The following is a 16,644-nucleotide window of genomic DNA, read 5'->3' as shown; positions in this document are numbered from 1 at the left end:
TTGATGTATATTTGTAAAAGAAATGATCCAATTTTTAAACATACCATCTTTTATGGAAGAAAAACGACTTGTGTTGTTATTAAACACGGCGGCTGAAAATTATAGAGCAACTATTGACAGGCTTGTCTATTCGTTTATTTCAAAAGAAAGCATGTTAAGCTTAAACCTCAAGTTTTTAAAGCATAACACCAATACTGATATTATTACTTTTTCCTACGGTACTCAAACTTGCATAAGTGGAGAGGTTTTTATCTCTATCGATCAAGCCCATGAAAACGCGACAGAGTATTCTCAAACAATTGAAAATGAACTAGTTAGGCTTGTATCTCACGGTTTCCTTCACTGTTTAGGTTTTTTAGACAATATTCCCTTGCAGAAAAAAAAAATGTCGGCAGAAGAAGATAAAATGATTAACATGTTTCACGTGAAACATTAAGAGAAAATAAATGTTTGAAAAAAAATACGATGTTATTGTTGTGGGAGGAGGTCATGCAGGATGCGAAGCTGCGGCCGCTTCTGCTAATCTCGGATCAAGCACATTGTTAATCACCATGAATCTTCAAAACTTAGGTCAAATGTCCTGTAACCCAGCAATGGGTGGAATTGCCAAGGGACAAATCGTAAGAGAAATTGATGCTCTTGGCGGATACAGTGGTGTTATATCAGATTATAGCGCTATTCAGTTTAAAATGTTAAACCGATCTAAGGGTCCGGCCATGTGGTCCCCAAGGGTACAATCAGATAGAGCTATGTTTTCCCAGCATTGGAGAGAACAGCTTGAAAAAACTAAAAATTTAGATTTCTATCAGGAAACAGTTACAAGATTAATTATTAAAAATGGGATCGTAAAAGGTGTAAAAACTTCTTTAGATATATCCATATTTTCTAACACCGTAATACTTACTAATGGAACTTTTCTAAATGGATTAATTCATATTGGTGAGAAAAATTTTGGTGGTGGAAGAGTTGGTGAGACCTCCTCAAAGGGCTTGACAGCTGATCTTGAATCTTATGGCTTTGTGTCGGGCCGAATGAAAACAGGCACTCCCCCAAGAGTCGACGGAAGGTCGCTTGATTATTCATTAATGGATGAGCAGCCTGGAGATGAAAAACCTGAGACATTTAGTTTTTTAAAAAACACAGTTTTACTTAAATCACAAAAAAGCTGCCACATCACATATACTAGCGATCAAGTTCATGACCGTTTAAGGACTGGCTTCGATAGATCACCGATGTTCAACGGAAACATAACAAGCACTGGACCTAGATACTGCCCCTCGATTGAGGATAAAATTCATCGATTCTCAGAGAAGCCAAGACACCAAATTTTTGTTGAGCCTGAAGGCTGGAATACCGTTGAGGTTTATGTAAATGGATTTTCAACCTCTCTTCCCCAAGACATTCAGTTTGAAGCTTTAAAAATGGTTCAAGGTTTTAAGAATGTCAAATTTTTTAGACCCGGATACGCTATAGAGTATGACTATTTTCAGCCCACACAGCTTAAGCACAGTTTAGAAACGAAGATTATAGAAAATTTATTCTTTGCTGGTCAAATAAATGGCACAACTGGCTATGAAGAGGCCGCTGCTCAAGGAATAATGGCGGGAATAAATGCAAATCAGAAAATAAAGAAAAATGATCCTTTCATATTAAAGAGAAATGAAGCATATATAGGCGTTTTGATTGACGACCTTGTCCTTAAAGGAACAGAAGAGCCATACAGGATGTTCACTTCAAGAGCGGAATATAGAACCTTGCTCCGTCAAGACAATGCAGACGAAAGATTAACCCCAAAAGGCTACAGTCTTGGGCTTGCAGGTCCAAACAGGATGCGTGCTTTAGAGAATAAAACAAACTCTACTAATAAAATGATTAATTTCCTTGAGAAAACTAGCTTCGACCCGAAAAGTTTAAACTCAATATTAGAGTCAAAAAACTCATCAAAGGTAAAGCAGCCCGGTAAGCTTGCTAAAATTCTATCTAGGCCCAATATAAGCACAGAAGATTTAATGCTTTTAAAGCAGGTCAAAGTTTTTGTTAAAGAAAATAAAATTGAGTCCAAGTCCTTAGAGCAAGCCGAAATTAAAGTTAAATACTCAGGCTACATAGCCAAGGAAGAGCAAATGGCTGACAAAATCCAGAGACTTGAAAACATTTCAATCCCATCTCGATTTAAATATGACAAATTAGCTTCTTTATCCAGTGAGGCAAAAGAAAAGTTAAATAAAATATTACCCAATACCTTATCCCAGGCAAGTAGAATAAGTGGGATTAAGCCAAGCGATATTAGTGTTCTTTTAGTAGCGCTAGGCAGATAATGTTCCACGTGAAACAAATGAAAAATAATAATTATTATTGTACTGCAAAAGACAGAGAGTGCTCCGGGGAATTGTTTTCAATTTATTTTAACAAAGAGTATTCAGTTGCAAGAACTAAAATTGACCAGGACGAAGACATGTATCGTTTTTATGAAATCAATAATTACCATTCACACCAGGTTAGTCCGAGCACTGTAACCGACAAGATATATTTCATTTGTCGAAGAATTATGATGCTTTTCAAGCAAAGAATAATAAAGACTAAGTCAAAAAACCCACAAATCCTTGATTATGGATGTGGAAACGGAGATTTTCTAAAGTACTTGCAGGATAAAAAAATCAATGTTACTGGAGTTGAGAAAAGCCTCTCATCACAAAGAATATGTAAACAAAAAGGCCTGAGGGTTTTTTCGACTGTGAAGGATTTACCGAGCACTAACTATGATGCAATTACCTTATGGCATGTGCTGGAACATGTTTCTGACCCTCAAAAGTGTATTCAGGCTTTATCTGAGAAACTAACCATTGGCGGTATCCTAGTAGTAGCAGTTCCAAACATACAAAGCGCTGATTCTCAGTTTTTTAAGGAGGAATGGGCGGCTCTTGACGTTCCAAGGCACTTGTGGCATTTTACACCAAAAGGCCTTGTGGATATTTTAAAAACACAAGGATTTGATCTTTTCAAAAAAACTCCTTTATTACTCGACGCATATTATATATCACTTCTTTCAGCAAGAAGAAAAAAAATGTTTTTCCCTTGGGCTCTTGCGTTAGCGGTTGGGACGATATCTAACATATTAGGTTTCTTCAACAAGAACTATTCGTCAAGTGTTTTCGTTTTTAAAAAAACAGCTTAGGCCTCTTTTTTATTTATATATCTAGCAAGTTTTAATATAAAGTTCGAAAATAAAATTTTTGAATTTGCATTTCTTTTTATCTGGAAATATGTTTCGTCAATTAAGGTTGTGATATCATTTATATTTCTGCTATTTATAAACGGAGCTAAATTTTTAACATTAAAATCGTTTAAAGTAAAATAATTAGAGGCAGCATCAGCCTTATAGTTAATTACTAATGCAGAACGAATCAGAGAAGACCCCAGCTTTAAGAAGTATTTTTGCTTATCTCTAGTCATGGCAGCCACAGCATCAGCCCAGATCATCAAATTGACAACAATTGATTTATTTCCGATTGACTTAAATGCGTTTCTTAATCCGTCAATCCAGACCGCTTCCAGTTCCTTTCTTAAAGCCGAGTTTTTAGAAAGCTCCAGAGCGCCCCTCCAACTCCCACCAGAAGCCGATGCGACCTCTGACGAATTATCAAATCCTTCTAAAATAAGCCGTTTTTTTATTTTATCAACTGAAATTTTATTTAAAGAAATAATAATTGATCTAGAGTAAATTGTAGGCAGAACCTGATCTGGATTTTCGCTTACTAGTATAAAATAAGTTTTAAATGGAGGTTCTTCTAATATTTTAAGTAACTTATTTGCAGCAGAAATATTAAGAAGCTCTGGCCCCCAGATAACACATACTTTGTTTTTCCCTTCGTAAGACTTAAGCGTTATTTTATCATGCAATTGGTTTATTTCTTCCACGCCAATAGACCCTTGTTTGTTTGAGTCTAAGCAAAGAAGCCAGTCCGAAACGCTACAAAAGTTGTTATCCTTATAATAGGATTTAAAAACTTCAATAAGATCCCTAGAAACTTCAATTTTTTTCTCAAGTTTAATAACTGGAAAACAAATGAAAAAGTCTGGATGATTAAAAGGGTCTCGTCCAAGAATTTCTTTTGCTAAAGAAACACCCATATGAAGCCCCCCAACCCCATGTTTGTCTGTTATTAACTGAGTATGCGGAACTTCATTATTAGTTATTTCTTTATTTATATTTTGGGCTAACTCTTCTTGCCCCCAAAAGTCCATCATTTTTGTAGTTTAAAAGCATTTTTAAAAATACGGATTTTTATACTAATGTTAGAGCTGATATTTATTGATCCAAAAAACTTATGAGCGCAAAAATTATTTTATTTTTGTCAAACAATACACCTTATGAACACCATAGATAATATAAATTTCACAGGAGAAAAAGTTGTTATAAGAGTTGATTATAACGTTCCTTTAGACGAAAACAAAAAAGTAACAGACTCGACACGTATAAAATCTTCTACAGACACAATATTTCGCGTTTTAAAACAAGGTGGCAGTGTTGTTTTATTGACTCACCTTGGTCGTCCGAGAGGTTTTGACCCGAATCTTTCTTGTTCTCTAATTGTTGATGAGGTTTCAAAAATATTACAACACAAAGTGTTTTTTTGTAAATCAACAATTGGACCGGAAGCAGAAAAAGAAACAAAAAAACTCCTTCCGGGAGAAATAATATTGATGGAAAACGTTCGATTTCATGCTGAAGAAACAAATGGAGATAAGTTTTTTGCAGAAAAACTCTCACAACTGGGAACTGTTTTTATAAACGACGCTTTTGGAACAGCTCATAGGGCTCACTCATCGACAACAATAATAGCAGAGTTTTTCCAAAATAAATATTTTGGAAAGCTTTTAGAAAAGGAAGTCAAGTCAATAAAAAGAGTTGTTAAAAACGGAAAAAAACCAATACTTGCCATTTTAGGTGGTGCTAAAATTTCTTCCAAAATTACGATAATAGAAAGCCTTTTAGATTCGGTGAATGATATTATTATTGGTGGGGGAATGGCTTACACCTTTATCAAAGCACAGGGAGGAAAAGTTGGAAACTCCATATGCGAGGTTGAATATTGTGATTATGCGCTTAATTTGATCGAAAAAGCCCTAAGCAAAGGAGTGGAAATCCATCTACCTTCGGATGTTATTATTGCAGACTCTTTTAGTAATGACGCAATTATAAAAACATGTAACGTAAGGCAAATTCCTGATGGATGGCAGGGGCTTGATTTCGGACCGGAGAGCATAAAAAAAATTAAACCTATTATTCAAAAATCAAAAACAATTTTATGGAATGGACCGTTGGGAGTTTTTGAATTTGAAACCTTTTCAAAAGGGACAATTGCATTAGGAGAATTTATCTCTGAAGCAACAAGAAACGGAACTTTTTCTTTGGTGGGAGGGGGGGACTCTGTCGCTGCAGTTAAAAAGTTTGGTTTTATTGATAAAATGAGCTACGTCTCAACAGGAGGAGGAGCGATGCTCGAAAGCTTAGAAGGAAAAACATTACCAGGCATTGAGGCTCTCTATAAATAACTCATATAGAAGTAATTGAATTACAAATAATAAAACAGTGAATGCAGAAAAACTATTTAGCCCCCTAAAAGGCTCGACAGATTTAGTTACTGCAATAGCAAAATCTTTAAGCTTTTCAAATACAAAAACCAGGAGAAAACACATAAAACAAAAAAGAAGTATACGTATGCAAAATCATTAATGATATTATGTTTTAAAACTGAACAATCGTTATATTTATTGAAAAAATCATTAGAAATGATTAGAAATACTTGCCTGTTTTTAATTTGTTTTTTCGCTTCTTGTGAAAATCAAAAGTCTGTTCGATTTGTACCGGAATCTAGCGGCAATATAAATACCGTAAATGTAGTCATGTCTCAATCTGCATGGAAAGGAAGTTTAGGAAAAAAAACCAGAGACATTTTTGGACAAGTTTATGAGGGACTCCCAATGGACGAGCCGTTGTTCTCAATAAAATATTTAGAACCAAAAATTTTCAATGGTTTCACAAGAAAATCCAGGAATATTATTGAGTTTGTTAAGGATACGCTAGCTAAATTTAACTTATACTCAGACATGTATGCAAGACCTCAGGTTCTTGCAAGAATTCAAGGGAACGATAGCGAAGAAATGAAGTTTTTTCTTGAACAAAACGCAAAATTAATTAAGGGGGTTTTTCTTGAAAATGAGTTCAAAGAAAAAACAAGGAGAATCTCGAAGTCTTTAAGCACAGAAACCAATATTAAAAATAAATTTGATATAAAAATTAAATATCCTTCTGCATACAAAGTGGTGAAAGACACACTTAATTTTGTCTGGATTGAAAAACCAGTAAGCAAAGGACACCTCAACCTTATAATTTATAGTATTGAAAGCGACAAATATGGCGAAAACATATCCAAATCGATAATTAGTATCAGAGACTCAATAGGCAAAATACATATTCCAGGAAGACTAAACGGCTCTTACATGATTACTGAAAAGGCATATAAACCGTATTTTTACAAGACGAAGTTGTCAGAAAAAAAATCATATATAACCAAAGGCACATGGGAGGTCGCAAATGATTATATGGCAGGTCCCTTTGTAAACTACATGATTTCTGACACACTTAAAAAAAGATGGATAGCAATAGAGGGTTTTGTTTTTGCTCCCTCGATAAGCAAAAGAGACTACATGTTTGAACTAGAAACAATTATCAAAAGTGTTTCATTTAACAAATAAGAAATCTAGCTTTCTTTTTTGTCATCTTTTTTGTCAACCTCTTCTTTAGTAGCATTTTTGAATTCTTTAATACCACTTCCTAATCCTCTCATAAGTTCAGGAATCTTACGGCCACCAAACAACAACAATACTGCGGCTAAAATCAAAATAACTTGAGGTCCGCCAATCATTCCATTTAAAATATTACTTAACATATTACAAAATATTTATAACAAAGGTAAAGAAATATTCAAAGCAAAAATCAAGGTGGCGTTATCATTGCCGAAGTTGTATATTTGTTTGAGATGAGTGAAGAAAAAAAAATTAAGGCATCCGCATTAAAAAAACTATTCAACCAATATCGAATTGTAGTTATAAGTGAAGATACCTTTGAGGATAAATTTTACTTTCGAACCACAAGAGTTACAATGTTTATTGCCTCAATTTCATTAATTGTATTAATAGCCACCGCAACCTATTTTATCATATCTTATTCCCCAATCAAAGAATTGATACCCGGATATCCTTCGGGTAAAATGAGAATAGAGGCAATTTCAAATGCCATAAAAATTGATTCAATAACATTAAACATTGAAAAACAACAAAGATACTTCCAGGCAATAAAAAGAGCCCTTTCGGGGGACATCAAAACAGAAGAAACATCTACCCTGTCAAAGGAAAAAGCTCAAGATGTCTTTCAAAACCCAGTAAAAACTTCAAAAGAAGACTCTATATTAAGAGCCAAAGTGCTGGACGAGGATAAATACAATTTCATATCTGATAATCAAGAAAAGGAGCTTTTTACATTGTTTACACCAGCAAAAGGATTAGTTTCAGAAAAATTTAATGTTGATTTAAAGCACTTTGCTGTAGATATAGCTTTAAAAGAAAATACGCCCATTAAGTCTGTAGCTGAAGGAACAGTAATTTTTTCAGAATGGACTGCACAGACAGGATATGTAATAATACTAGAACATCCGAATGGATTACTTTCGGTATATAAGCACAACGCCTCTTTATCTAAACAACAAGGAGATAACGTTGAGTCTGGAGAAGTTATAGCTTCAGCCGGAAACACAGGTGAGTTTTCAACAGGTTTTCATCTTCATTTTGAGCTATGGATTGATGGATACCCAATAGACCCTGAAAATCTGATTGATTTTTCAAAATAGCAGATGAAAAAAATAATAGCAAAACTTTTTGCAAAATATATTGTATGGAAAAACCAAAAATGGATTGAAAACCCAATTTTATCTCAAGAAAAAACTTTAAGGTTTTTAATAAAAAATGCTTCAAAAACCAAATTTGGCTTAGATCATAATTTCAAATCAATAAAAAACTATGAGGATTTCAAATCTAAAGTTTCCATAAACGATTATGAAGACCTAAAGCTGTACATAGAATTAATCGTAGAAGGTCAAAAAGATGTTTTATGGCCCGGAAAACCTCTGTACTTTGCAAAAACAAGCGGAACAACCTCAGGCACAAAATATATTCCAATAACAAAAGAATCTATGCCAACCCATATTAATTCTGCTAGAGACGCAATTTTAAATTATATTGAGGAAACTGGAAGGGCTGACTTTGTTAACGGAAAGCAAATATTTATTCAAGGGAGTCCTGTTTTAGAAAGCTTAAATGGAATTTCTCTAGGAAGATTATCAGGAATAGCAGCCCATTTTGTCCCATCCTATTTGCAAAAAAGCAGAATGCCAAGCTGGAAAACAAATTGTATTGAAGACTGGGAGACAAAAGTTGATGAAATTGTAAAAGAGACAGTTGATCAAAACATGACCATAATAGGGGGGATCCCTTCTTGGGTTCAGATGTATTTCGAGAAAATAAAAAGCCATACAGGAAATTTTGTTGGAAAACAGTTTCCAAACTTTTCTTTATTCATTTATGGAGGAGTTAATTTTGAGCCATATCAGGGTTTGTTTAAGAGCTTAATAGGCAGGAAAATAGATTCTATTGAGCTTTTTCCAGCTTCAGAAGGGTTTTTTGCATATCAAGATAAAATAGATGAAAAAGGACTTTTACTGTTGTTAAATAATGGAATTTTTTATGAATTTATTGAAGCAGAGTCTTTTTTTAATTCTGACGCTAAAAGAATTTCCCTTAAAGATGTTAAGTTAGATGTTAATTATGTTTTAATATTATCTTCCAGCGCCGGACTTTGGTCATATAACATAGGAGACACAATATCTTTTACTTCAAACAAACCCTACAGAATAGTAGTGACAGGGAGAATAAAACATTTTATTTCAGCATTTGGAGAACACGTCATAGGTAAGGAAGTAGAAACAGCATTAAAAAATGCAATTAATCGTTCTTCTATCGAGGTGAGAGAATTCACAGTTGCACCACAAATAAATCCAAAGTCAGGACTACCATTTCATGATTGGCTTATAGACTTTAAGACTCCGCCTCCTAAAATTAAAGAGTTTTCAATGATACTTGATGCCGAAATGCGAAAACAAAACACATATTATGATGATTTAATAAAAGGTAAGATTTTAAGACCGAGCATAATTTCACCTGTTGTAGATCATGGTTTTGAAAGTTATATGAAAAAAATAGGAAAATTAGGGGGGCAAAACAAAGTACCTAGATTAAGTAATGACAGAAATATTGCAGACAAACTGTCTTTAGAAATTAATTATGAATAGGCGAAAAAAAATAACTTTTGTCTATACTTTGCCAACGTCTTTTGTGATAAAAGACATGAAAACTTTGAAAAGCTTAGGATACAAGGTTTTTACAATCTCATCCACTCCTTTTAAAAACACTTTTCTTTTTTTATTAAACAGAATTAAAGAAGGTGTAAAGGGTTTTTTTTTAATACCAAGATCAAGTAGCGTTGTAATCTGGTTTAGTGATTACCACGCAATTATACCAATATTAATAGCTAGAGCTTTTTCAGTTAAAACCATCATAATGGTTGGAGGTTACGACGCAGTATCAGACTCTGAGATCAATCATGGGGTTTTTTCTAAAAATAATTTTAGACAAAAGATCGCAAAAATTAATTTCAATTTAGCAACTGAGATTTGGGTGGTAGACGAATCTTTATCAAAAGGGTGTAGAAATGCATTTTTACAGAATAAGATTAACTCAGGACTTGTCAATTGGATCCCTGAAATTGAAAAGAAAATTAAAGTTGTTCCGACAAGCTATTCTTCAGAATTTTGGAAATGTGCTACTTTAAAACTGTCAAAAACTGTTTTGACTGTCGCAAATTTAACCGACTCTAGAGTAATAAGCTTAAAAGGAATCCCTTTAATTCTAAAACTAGCAGTTCAATTGCCGGATTTTAACTTTACAATTATTGGATTATCGTCTGAAAAGATAATCACGCAAGAAAAAACACCTTCAAATGTTGTATTTCTTAAGCCTAAAAACAGAATAAATCTAAAACGATATTATTCTGAGAGTCAATATTATATTCAAGCATCAAGACTTGAAGGACTTCCAAACTCTCTTTGTGAGGCAATGTTATGTGAGTGTATTCCAATCGGAAATGCTGTTTTTGGGATACCCAGAGCTATTGGCAATTCAGGCTTATTGTTTAACGGTATTAAAGAGGTTGGCAAGATTAAAACCTTTCTAAGAAAAAATCATGGTAAATTAGGCAAAGAGGCTCGTAAACATATTATGGCCAATTTCAATGAAAAAAAGAGAATTAAGGAGTTACGTAAAATATGAAAACTAGCAAAAATAGATCCGGGTTTTTATCCTATTCAAAATCTAATAACTTAGGAGATTATATTCAAAGTATTGCCGCAAAAGAATTAGCGGGTTCGAATTCTGTTTGTCTTGATAGAGAAAAATTAAACATCTACTCTGGGCCAAAAATAAATTTAATTATGAACGGATGGTTTATGGAAAACTCCAAAAACTGGCCGCCATCAGAACAAATAAATCCCTTATTTATATCATTTCACATAAACCCCACAGCAAAAAGAAATATGCTTTCCGACAAGGGAATTGAATTTTTTAAAAAACATGAGCCTATAGGTTGTAGAGATTATTATACTCAAAGAATTTTATCCGAAAAGGGAGTTAAAACATACTTTTCAGGCTGTTTGACGCTTACATTACAAAACAATAATACTCAAAAAAAAGAAGGCATTCTTGTTCTGAGTGCGCTGGACAGAATGAATCCAAAAATCAGCACAAAGAATTTTTTCTTAAATATTTTTAAGTACCCAAAAAAAAATCTCGTCTATAAAAAATCAAAAAAAAATCTCGATGAGTTCATTTCTAATCAAAAGCACTCGAAGGCAATAAAAGAATCTCAAATAATTGAGACAACAGGAAAGACTCAAATGGAAATTTTTTCTTTAGCAAATAAACAACTAGATCTTATCTCTAAATCTAAACTGGTAATTACGTCCAGAATTCATACCGCACTTCCAGCAATTTCTTTAGGCGCAAAAGTGATTTTTTTAACGGATGGGTATAATCATATTAATCAAAAAAGTAGACTAGAAGGGCTGTCTGAGTATTTTTATTGTTGTAAAACAAGTGATTTAAAGAATTTAAATCTAGAAGAAATATATCCAAAAAGAGACCATAAAGAAGCCTCTAATAGCCTAATAGAAAAGGTTGACCAATTCTTTAGTGAGGATGAGTAAAATCTTATATTTGAAAAAATTATTATAATGAATATTTTAGTTATCGGATCTGGAGGTCGAGAACACACTTTTTGCTGGAAACTCGCCCAAAGCCCAAAATGTAAAAATTTATATGTTTCTCCAGGAAACGCTGGTACATCGGAAATAGCAACCAATCTTGAGATTTCTCCTACTGATTTTGAGGCTATTAAAAAAGCGGTAATAAAGAATGAAATTAATATGGTAATAGTAGGTCCCGAAGCCCCATTGGTTATGGGTATTAAGGAATATTTTGAATCAGACGATAATTTAAGACAAGTAAATTTAATAGGACCAGACAGTAAAGCATCAAGACTTGAGGGCAGCAAGTCTTATGCAAAAGCTTTTATGAATAGACATAATATCCCAACAGCTAAATATTCCGAGTTTACCTCAGAGAATATTGAAAAAGCATATGGTTTCTTGGAAACCATGAGCTCGCCATATGTTTTAAAAGCGGATGGCTTGGCTGCAGGTAAAGGCGTATTAATAATCGATAATTTAAGAGATGCTAAATCAGAGCTTAAATCTATGCTGCTAGACAAAAAGTTTGGACAGGCTTCTGAAAAAGTAGTTATCGAAGAGTTTCTTGATGGAATTGAACTATCCTGCTTTGTGCTTACTGATGGTGAAACAGGAATAACACTTCCTACCGCTAAAGATTATAAAAGAATTGGCGACAAAGACAAAGGATTAAATACAGGAGGTATGGGGGCAATTTCTCCAGTTCCGTTTGCGAATAAAGATTTTTTAAAAAAAATTAATGATAGAATCATAAGCCCAACCTTGCTAGGCTTAAAAAAAGATAATTTACCTTATCAGGGTTTTATATTTATTGGAATAATAAACGTTGGGGGAGAGCCGAAGGTTATTGAGTATAACGTTAGAATGGGAGACCCTGAAACAGAAGTTGTTATTCCAAGAATAAAAAATGATCTAGTTACTCTTTTTCAATCAACAGCAAACAAAACACTTGATAAAGTAAAATTAGAAATTGATCCAAGATTCGCATCAACTGTCGTGCTGGTTTCAGGAGGATATCCAAATGAATATAAAAAAGGCTTCGAAATTGAGGGAATAAAAGACTTTAAAGATGGATTAGTTTTTCACTCAGGAACTACAAAAAAACAAAGCAAAACTGTTACTGCTGGCGGAAGGGTTATTACAGTTACAGGGCTTGGAGAAAACATGTCAGAAGCTTTAAAGAAATCATACAAAGGAGCCAAAAAAATCAACTTTAAAGGAAAGTACTTCAGAAAAGATATAGGGTTTGATTTATAAGAAAGAATGGGCAGAAGGGTCTTTATTTTCTTCTCCTCTTTTATCGAAATCTCTTAGTTGAGAAATCCAATAAGCACCTGCACATATTCCCACAAACAAGAAAAGCCAAGACACAGAGTTTGCTATCCACCAATTGTCTAGCTCCAAATTTCTGAGAAAATTATAAGGCAAAAAGAGAATTTTTTCAAATAAGTAAGCAATACTCTCAAAAATTTCTTTCATAATTAATTAGATTATATTGCAAATGTAACAAATCAGACTATGCTCACCAAGCTATACAACAAATCTTCTTTTTTATTGATTGTTTTTTCAAATTTATTTTTGGCATGTATTATTTATTTTAAGGTAATAGAAAATTACAACTCACCATTAACTCAAGGAAAATTATACTATTTATTTTTTTTCGTGGCCTTAATAGGTTTTTATAATTACTTAAATAGCTTCATGATAAATCAATCAGCCTCAAAAGACTTTAATGTTTTGGAAAGGTCATCAATACATTTGTTCATATTCCCAGCTGTACTTTCTTTTATGCCGCACGAAATAATTAATTTTAGATGGATTATTGGAGCCCTATTATTGTTTATGGCATTCACAAAGTTTTTAAAAACCCCTGATTTAGATAAAGAATCTTTATTAAAGATTGGAATACAAATGAGTGTCTCAATTATTTTAATACCATACTTTTTTGCCTATACAATACTTATAATTATTTTATTTATTCCAATTGGAAAGTTTAAATTGAGTAATTTATTTGTAGTCATTATGCCAATTGTAGTTTCTGGAAGTTTAGCTTTAACAATAAAAGCTTTTTTTCTAATCGACGTAGCTTTCTATGAATTTTTAAATAAAAAAGAAAATTTTTACTTTTTAGATGCTAAAGGGTTAGAGGGGAAGTTTTTAATTATACTAGTCTTTACATCAGTTTTAACATTTGTGTTTGCCAAAACAATTGAACTATCAAAGCTAGAGAGAAATTCACATTACTCAAGAATAGGTATTTTTGCAACACACCTGATATTAGTTTACTTTATCAATAAGCAGGAAGCCATGATTCTTATACTTCCATCAACGGTTTATGGATTAAGTCTTTTTCATAGAAGGTTAAAAAAAACACTTTTCGCAGAAGCATTTTTGCTCGTATTGTTGTTTTTTTCAATATTCAATACTTTCCCTTTTTTGTTTCCGTAAAGCAAATGGTATATTTGTTCCGACATAGTTTTTAAATAATATTGAATTCGTGAATATGAATAAAATAAGTAAAAAAGCACTTGAAGTTTTTAAAAAGTCTATTGATCAATACCATATTCTAAACACAGTAGATCAAGTCTTTAAAAACCCTTTTTCTGAAAACACATTTGAACACCTATTATTTAGAAAAAACTGGATTGATACTGTTCAGTGGCACTTCGAAGATTTAATAAGAGACCCAAACATTGATCCCAAAAAGGGAATGGATCTCAAAAGAAAAATTGATGCATCTAATCAGGACAGAACAGATATGGTAGAATATATTGACAGCTATTTTCTTAACAAGTATAAAGACACGGTTGTTTTGAATAATGCAGAAGTAAATTCTGAAAGCCCCGCCTGGGCGATAGATAGGCTTTCTATTTTAGCTCTTAAAATATATCACATGCAAGAAGAAGTCGACCGAACAGATGCCTCAAAAAATCACACAGTTAAATGTCAAAACAAGTTAGATGTTTTATTAGAGCAAAAAACAGACTTGTCAAACGCAATAGACTCGCTACTAGATAATATTTTTAGCGGCAAAAAATACATGAAGGTTTACAAGCAAATGAAAATGTATAATGATGAAGAATTAAATCCGGTTCTTTACAAAGGGTCTAAATAGTTGGATGAAACGAGTTAAAAATGTATTGGTACTTCGTTTCTCTTCTCTTGGAGACGTAGCAATTATGATACCAGTACTTAGATCGTTGTCAAATCAGTATCCAGATATTAAATTTAACGTGGCAAGTCGCCCCAAAATGGCCCCGCTATTTGATGAATTTAAAAACATTAATTTTCTATCACTTGATATTGAAAAGGATTATATAGGTTTAATAGGAGTTTTTAAGCTTTTTAAAGCTCTCAAAAAACTAAACCCCACTCACATAGCTGATCTTCATTATGTCCTTAGAACTAGATTAATAAGCTTGCTTTTTAGGCTTTTGGGCTACAAAGTTAAAAGTATCGATAAAGGTAGAAGACAAAAAAAAGCACTAACAAGGTTAAAAAATAAACACTTTGAGCCACTAACTCCAACAGTGTTTAGGTACTCAAAAGTTTTTTCAAAACTTGGATTTCCTATCGATATCACCAAAAATAAATTTTCTCACAATAATTCATTACCAGAAAAACTCGAAAGAGTATTTTATCTTGATAAAAAAAAGTGGATAGGAATAGCACCTTTTGCATCTTTTTCCGGAAAAACATACCCGTTAGACCTGATGCAACAGGTCATAGTTTTTTTACAGAGAGATTACAAAATATTTTTATTGGGAGGCGGGAAAAAAGAAGAAGCTCTCTTAGCGGTATGGACAAAAGCGTACTCAAATTGTTGGAATGCTTCAAAAGAATTAGATTTTAAAGAGCAGCTTATGGCTTTTCCTTTTTTAGATCTTATGATTAGCATGGACAGTTTGAACGGGCATTTAGCTGCAAATGCTGGAATACCAGTAATTACTCTTTGGGGACAGACACATCCTTATGCAGGATTTGCACCTTTTGGTCAGCCAGAAAATAATTCAATTTGTTCAGATCGAGATAAATATCCATCGATACCTACCTCTATTTATGGAAAAACTATACCCAAGGGGTATGAAAATGCTTTTAGGACTATTTCCCCAAAAACAGTAATTGAAAGAGCACTGGAAGTTTTGGAAAAACAATGAAATCAAATGTCGTCAAAATCAACTTTAGCATAATCTTCTTTTACCTCCGCTTGACAGGTCAGTATTATACCTTCTTCAACTTCCTCTTCTGTGAGAACTTGATTAGCCCTCATTCTAGCTCCACCCTCAACAACTTTTGCAATACAACTACTACACACTCCACCTTGACAAGAATATGGCACATCAACTTCATTCTGAATCGCCACCTCTAATACTGTTTTTCCAGATACGTTTTCTAAACAATAAGTTTCTCCATCATAAACAATATCTAATTTTGAAACTCTTGCATTAGACTTCTCAATGACACTAATATTACTGGCAGTGAATAATTCATAAAAAATCTTGTTTTTTGGAACTTCTTCTTTTAATAAAACATCTGAAATCGAATTAATCATTGACTCTGGGCCACAAATATAATATTTGTCGGCAATGTTATATTTCTCTCTATAGTATGTTATAATTGAAATATCAATCCTTCCATACATTCCTTGTTTTTCGTTGGATTGACTGTAAACATTAACAACCTTTAATCGACTAGGGTACAATTCCTTAAGAGACTCTATCTCCTGGTAAAACATTTCACTAGACAGTGATTTATTTCCATAGATAAGTCTAAATTCATTTTCATTATTTGCATCTAAAACATGCTTAGCTATTGATAAAATTGGTGTAATTCCACTACCGGCAGCTATTCCGGTTATGAGCTCTTTGTCACCTTTAGAGTTATACAAAAACCGCCCCTGCGGAATAGCAACACTTATCAAATCTCCTGTTTGAATTTTGTCAACTATATAATTAGAAAAAAGCCCTCCTTTAACCTTCTTAATTCCAACTTTTAGGAGTTCTCTGGGGCCGGAACATATTGAATACGATCTTCTAACCTTAAGCTCATTAATGACGACTTCCAAAGTAAGATATTGTCCAGAAATAAAACCGTAGTCTTTTTTGAGTTCATTTGGAACCTCAAAAGATAGAGCGACAGAGTCTCTAGTAAGTCTGTCAACTTTCGCAACTTTTAAAAAATTAAAATCAGACATTAAGATTAAATTAAATAACGAGAACAAAATTAA

Annotated in this window: 17 protein-coding genes; 13 read left to right on the top strand and 4 right to left on the bottom strand. The window is 33.1% G+C overall.

Going from position 1 to position 16,644, the window contains the following annotated elements:
* Nucleotides 1-22: 22 nt before the first annotated feature.
* Genes ybeY through AC3ATN_RS04365 form a run of 3 tightly spaced genes read left to right on the top strand, consistent with a single transcriptional unit; the run spans nt 23 to nt 3,175 of the window.
* Nucleotides 23-436 carry an rRNA maturation RNase YbeY gene (gene ybeY, locus AC3ATN_RS04375; protein ID WP_487532016.1) on the top strand — a complete coding sequence of 138 codons (414 nt, stop codon included), beginning with the start codon at nt 23-25 and terminating at the stop codon, nt 434-436.
* A gap of 10 nt (nt 437-446) precedes the next feature.
* Nucleotides 447-2,318: a tRNA uridine-5-carboxymethylaminomethyl(34) synthesis enzyme MnmG gene (mnmG, locus tag AC3ATN_RS04370; RefSeq protein WP_487532015.1), complete on the top strand. Its 1,872-nt coding sequence runs from the start codon at nt 447-449 to the stop codon at nt 2,316-2,318.
* Entirely contained in the window at nt 2,318-3,175 is an 858-nt protein-coding gene (locus AC3ATN_RS04365) for a class I SAM-dependent methyltransferase (protein ID WP_487532014.1), read from the top strand. Before mnmG ends, AC3ATN_RS04365 begins: the two co-directional genes overlap by 1 nt.
* Here AC3ATN_RS04365 and AC3ATN_RS04360 read toward each other — a convergent pair.
* Entirely contained in the window at nt 3,172-4,248 is a 1,077-nt protein-coding gene (locus AC3ATN_RS04360) for a DNA polymerase III subunit (protein WP_487532013.1), read from the bottom strand. The genes AC3ATN_RS04365 and AC3ATN_RS04360 overlap by 4 nt on opposite strands.
* A 123-nt stretch (nt 4,249-4,371) precedes the next feature.
* On the opposite strand from AC3ATN_RS04360, the gene AC3ATN_RS04355 reads away from it, so the two are divergent.
* Complete coding sequence (locus tag AC3ATN_RS04355) at nt 4,372-5,556, top strand: phosphoglycerate kinase (protein ID WP_487532012.1); 1,185 nt, start codon at nt 4,372-4,374, stop codon at nt 5,554-5,556.
* Between the two features lie 237 nt (nt 5,557-5,793).
* On the top strand, nt 5,794-6,759 hold the full coding sequence (locus AC3ATN_RS04350) for a DUF4837 family protein (RefSeq protein WP_487532011.1): 966 nt from the start codon (nt 5,794-5,796) through the stop codon (nt 6,757-6,759).
* Nucleotides 6,760-6,764: 5 nt separating this feature from the next.
* On the opposite strand, the gene tatA is transcribed toward AC3ATN_RS04350, so the two are convergent.
* Nucleotides 6,765-6,953, bottom strand: coding sequence for a twin-arginine translocase TatA/TatE family subunit (gene tatA, locus AC3ATN_RS04345; protein WP_487532010.1), 189 nt, complete (start codon nt 6,951-6,953; stop codon nt 6,765-6,767).
* A gap of 90 nt (nt 6,954-7,043) precedes the next feature.
* On the opposite strand from tatA, the gene AC3ATN_RS04340 reads away from it, so the two are divergent.
* The 5 genes from AC3ATN_RS04340 to purD are packed head-to-tail and all read left to right on the top strand — an operon-like array spanning nt 7,044 to nt 12,674.
* On the top strand, nt 7,044-7,910 hold the full coding sequence (locus AC3ATN_RS04340; protein WP_487532009.1) for a M23 family metallopeptidase: 867 nt from the start codon (nt 7,044-7,046) through the stop codon (nt 7,908-7,910).
* Nucleotides 7,911-7,913: 3 nt separating this feature from the next.
* Nucleotides 7,914-9,407 carry a GH3 family acyl-acid amido synthetase gene (locus AC3ATN_RS04335; protein ID WP_487532008.1) on the top strand — a complete coding sequence of 498 codons (1,494 nt, stop codon included), beginning with the start codon at nt 7,914-7,916 and terminating at the stop codon, nt 9,405-9,407.
* A 55-nt stretch (nt 9,408-9,462) separates the two neighbouring features.
* Nucleotides 9,463-10,443, top strand: a complete 981-nt coding sequence (locus AC3ATN_RS04330) for a glycosyltransferase (RefSeq protein WP_487532007.1) — start codon at nt 9,463-9,465, stop codon at nt 10,441-10,443.
* A complete protein-coding gene (locus AC3ATN_RS04325) occupies nt 10,440-11,375 on the top strand; it encodes a polysaccharide pyruvyl transferase family protein (protein ID WP_487532006.1) in 936 nt (311 codons plus the stop codon). The genes AC3ATN_RS04330 and AC3ATN_RS04325 overlap by 4 nt, the downstream gene beginning before the upstream one ends.
* Before the next feature lie 27 nt (nt 11,376-11,402).
* Nucleotides 11,403-12,674: a phosphoribosylamine--glycine ligase gene (gene purD, locus AC3ATN_RS04320; RefSeq protein WP_487532005.1), complete on the top strand. Its 1,272-nt coding sequence runs from the start codon at nt 11,403-11,405 to the stop codon at nt 12,672-12,674.
* On the opposite strand, the gene AC3ATN_RS04315 is transcribed toward purD, so the two are convergent.
* Nucleotides 12,669-12,896, bottom strand: coding sequence for a DUF6341 family protein (locus AC3ATN_RS04315; protein ID WP_487532004.1), 228 nt, complete (start codon nt 12,894-12,896; stop codon nt 12,669-12,671). The genes purD and AC3ATN_RS04315 overlap by 6 nt on opposite strands.
* A 222-nt stretch (nt 12,897-13,118) precedes the next feature.
* Between AC3ATN_RS04315 and AC3ATN_RS04310 the strand changes: the two genes are divergently transcribed.
* The 3 genes from AC3ATN_RS04310 to AC3ATN_RS04300 are packed head-to-tail and all read left to right on the top strand — an operon-like array spanning nt 13,119 to nt 15,574.
* Nucleotides 13,119-13,865 carry a hypothetical protein gene (locus tag AC3ATN_RS04310; protein WP_487532003.1) on the top strand — a complete coding sequence of 249 codons (747 nt, stop codon included), beginning with the start codon at nt 13,119-13,121 and terminating at the stop codon, nt 13,863-13,865.
* A 55-nt stretch (nt 13,866-13,920) separates the two neighbouring features.
* Nucleotides 13,921-14,532: a DUF4254 domain-containing protein gene (locus AC3ATN_RS04305; protein ID WP_487532002.1), complete on the top strand. Its 612-nt coding sequence runs from the start codon at nt 13,921-13,923 to the stop codon at nt 14,530-14,532.
* A gap of 4 nt (nt 14,533-14,536) precedes the next feature.
* Nucleotides 14,537-15,574 carry a glycosyltransferase family 9 protein gene (locus AC3ATN_RS04300; protein ID WP_487532001.1) on the top strand — a complete coding sequence of 346 codons (1,038 nt, stop codon included), beginning with the start codon at nt 14,537-14,539 and terminating at the stop codon, nt 15,572-15,574.
* Between the two features lie 2 nt (nt 15,575-15,576).
* Here the strand turns inward: AC3ATN_RS04300 and AC3ATN_RS04295 are convergent, their stop codons facing one another.
* Complete coding sequence (locus AC3ATN_RS04295) at nt 15,577-16,611, bottom strand: 2Fe-2S iron-sulfur cluster-binding protein (protein WP_487532000.1); 1,035 nt, start codon at nt 16,609-16,611, stop codon at nt 15,577-15,579.
* Between the last annotated feature and the right edge of the window lie 33 nt (nt 16,612-16,644).

The organism is Candidatus Marivariicella sp. (genome assembly GCF_983056325.1).
Note: the sequence above shows the minus strand (reverse complement) of the source record. Positions and strands in the feature narration are given on the sequence as shown.

Excerpts from the sequence above, each read along its gene's own strand:
- AC3ATN_RS04365 (WP_487532014.1), top strand. The coding sequence starts at position 2,318 with ATGTTCCACGTGAAACAAATGAAAAATAATAATTATTATTGTACTGCA.
- AC3ATN_RS04350 (WP_487532011.1), top strand. The coding sequence starts at position 5,794 with ATGATTAGAAATACTTGCCTGTTTTTAATTTGTTTTTTCGCTTCTTGT.
- AC3ATN_RS04305 (WP_487532002.1), top strand. The coding sequence starts at position 13,921 with ATGAATAAAATAAGTAAAAAAGCACTTGAAGTTTTTAAAAAGTCTATT.
- AC3ATN_RS04315 (WP_487532004.1), bottom strand. The coding sequence starts at position 12,896 with ATGAAAGAAATTTTTGAGAGTATTGCTTACTTATTTGAAAAAATTCTC.
- AC3ATN_RS04300 (WP_487532001.1), top strand. The coding sequence starts at position 14,537 with ATGAAACGAGTTAAAAATGTATTGGTACTTCGTTTCTCTTCTCTTGGA.
- AC3ATN_RS04355 (WP_487532012.1), top strand. The coding sequence starts at position 4,372 with ATGAACACCATAGATAATATAAATTTCACAGGAGAAAAAGTTGTTATA.
- AC3ATN_RS04360 (WP_487532013.1), bottom strand. The coding sequence starts at position 4,248 with ATGATGGACTTTTGGGGGCAAGAAGAGTTAGCCCAAAATATAAATAAA.
- AC3ATN_RS04340 (WP_487532009.1), top strand. The coding sequence starts at position 7,044 with ATGAGTGAAGAAAAAAAAATTAAGGCATCCGCATTAAAAAAACTATTC.
- AC3ATN_RS04325 (WP_487532006.1), top strand. The coding sequence starts at position 10,440 with ATGAAAACTAGCAAAAATAGATCCGGGTTTTTATCCTATTCAAAATCT.
- mnmG (WP_487532015.1), top strand. The coding sequence starts at position 447 with ATGTTTGAAAAAAAATACGATGTTATTGTTGTGGGAGGAGGTCATGCA.
- AC3ATN_RS04335 (WP_487532008.1), top strand. The coding sequence starts at position 7,914 with ATGAAAAAAATAATAGCAAAACTTTTTGCAAAATATATTGTATGGAAA.
- AC3ATN_RS04310 (WP_487532003.1), top strand. The coding sequence starts at position 13,119 with ATGATAAATCAATCAGCCTCAAAAGACTTTAATGTTTTGGAAAGGTCA.
- AC3ATN_RS04330 (WP_487532007.1), top strand. The coding sequence starts at position 9,463 with ATGAAAACTTTGAAAAGCTTAGGATACAAGGTTTTTACAATCTCATCC.
- AC3ATN_RS04295 (WP_487532000.1), bottom strand. The coding sequence starts at position 16,611 with ATGTCTGATTTTAATTTTTTAAAAGTTGCGAAAGTTGACAGACTTACT.
- ybeY (WP_487532016.1), top strand. The coding sequence starts at position 23 with ATGATCCAATTTTTAAACATACCATCTTTTATGGAAGAAAAACGACTT.
- tatA (WP_487532010.1), bottom strand. The coding sequence starts at position 6,953 with ATGTTAAGTAATATTTTAAATGGAATGATTGGCGGACCTCAAGTTATT.
- purD (WP_487532005.1), top strand. The coding sequence starts at position 11,403 with ATGAATATTTTAGTTATCGGATCTGGAGGTCGAGAACACACTTTTTGC.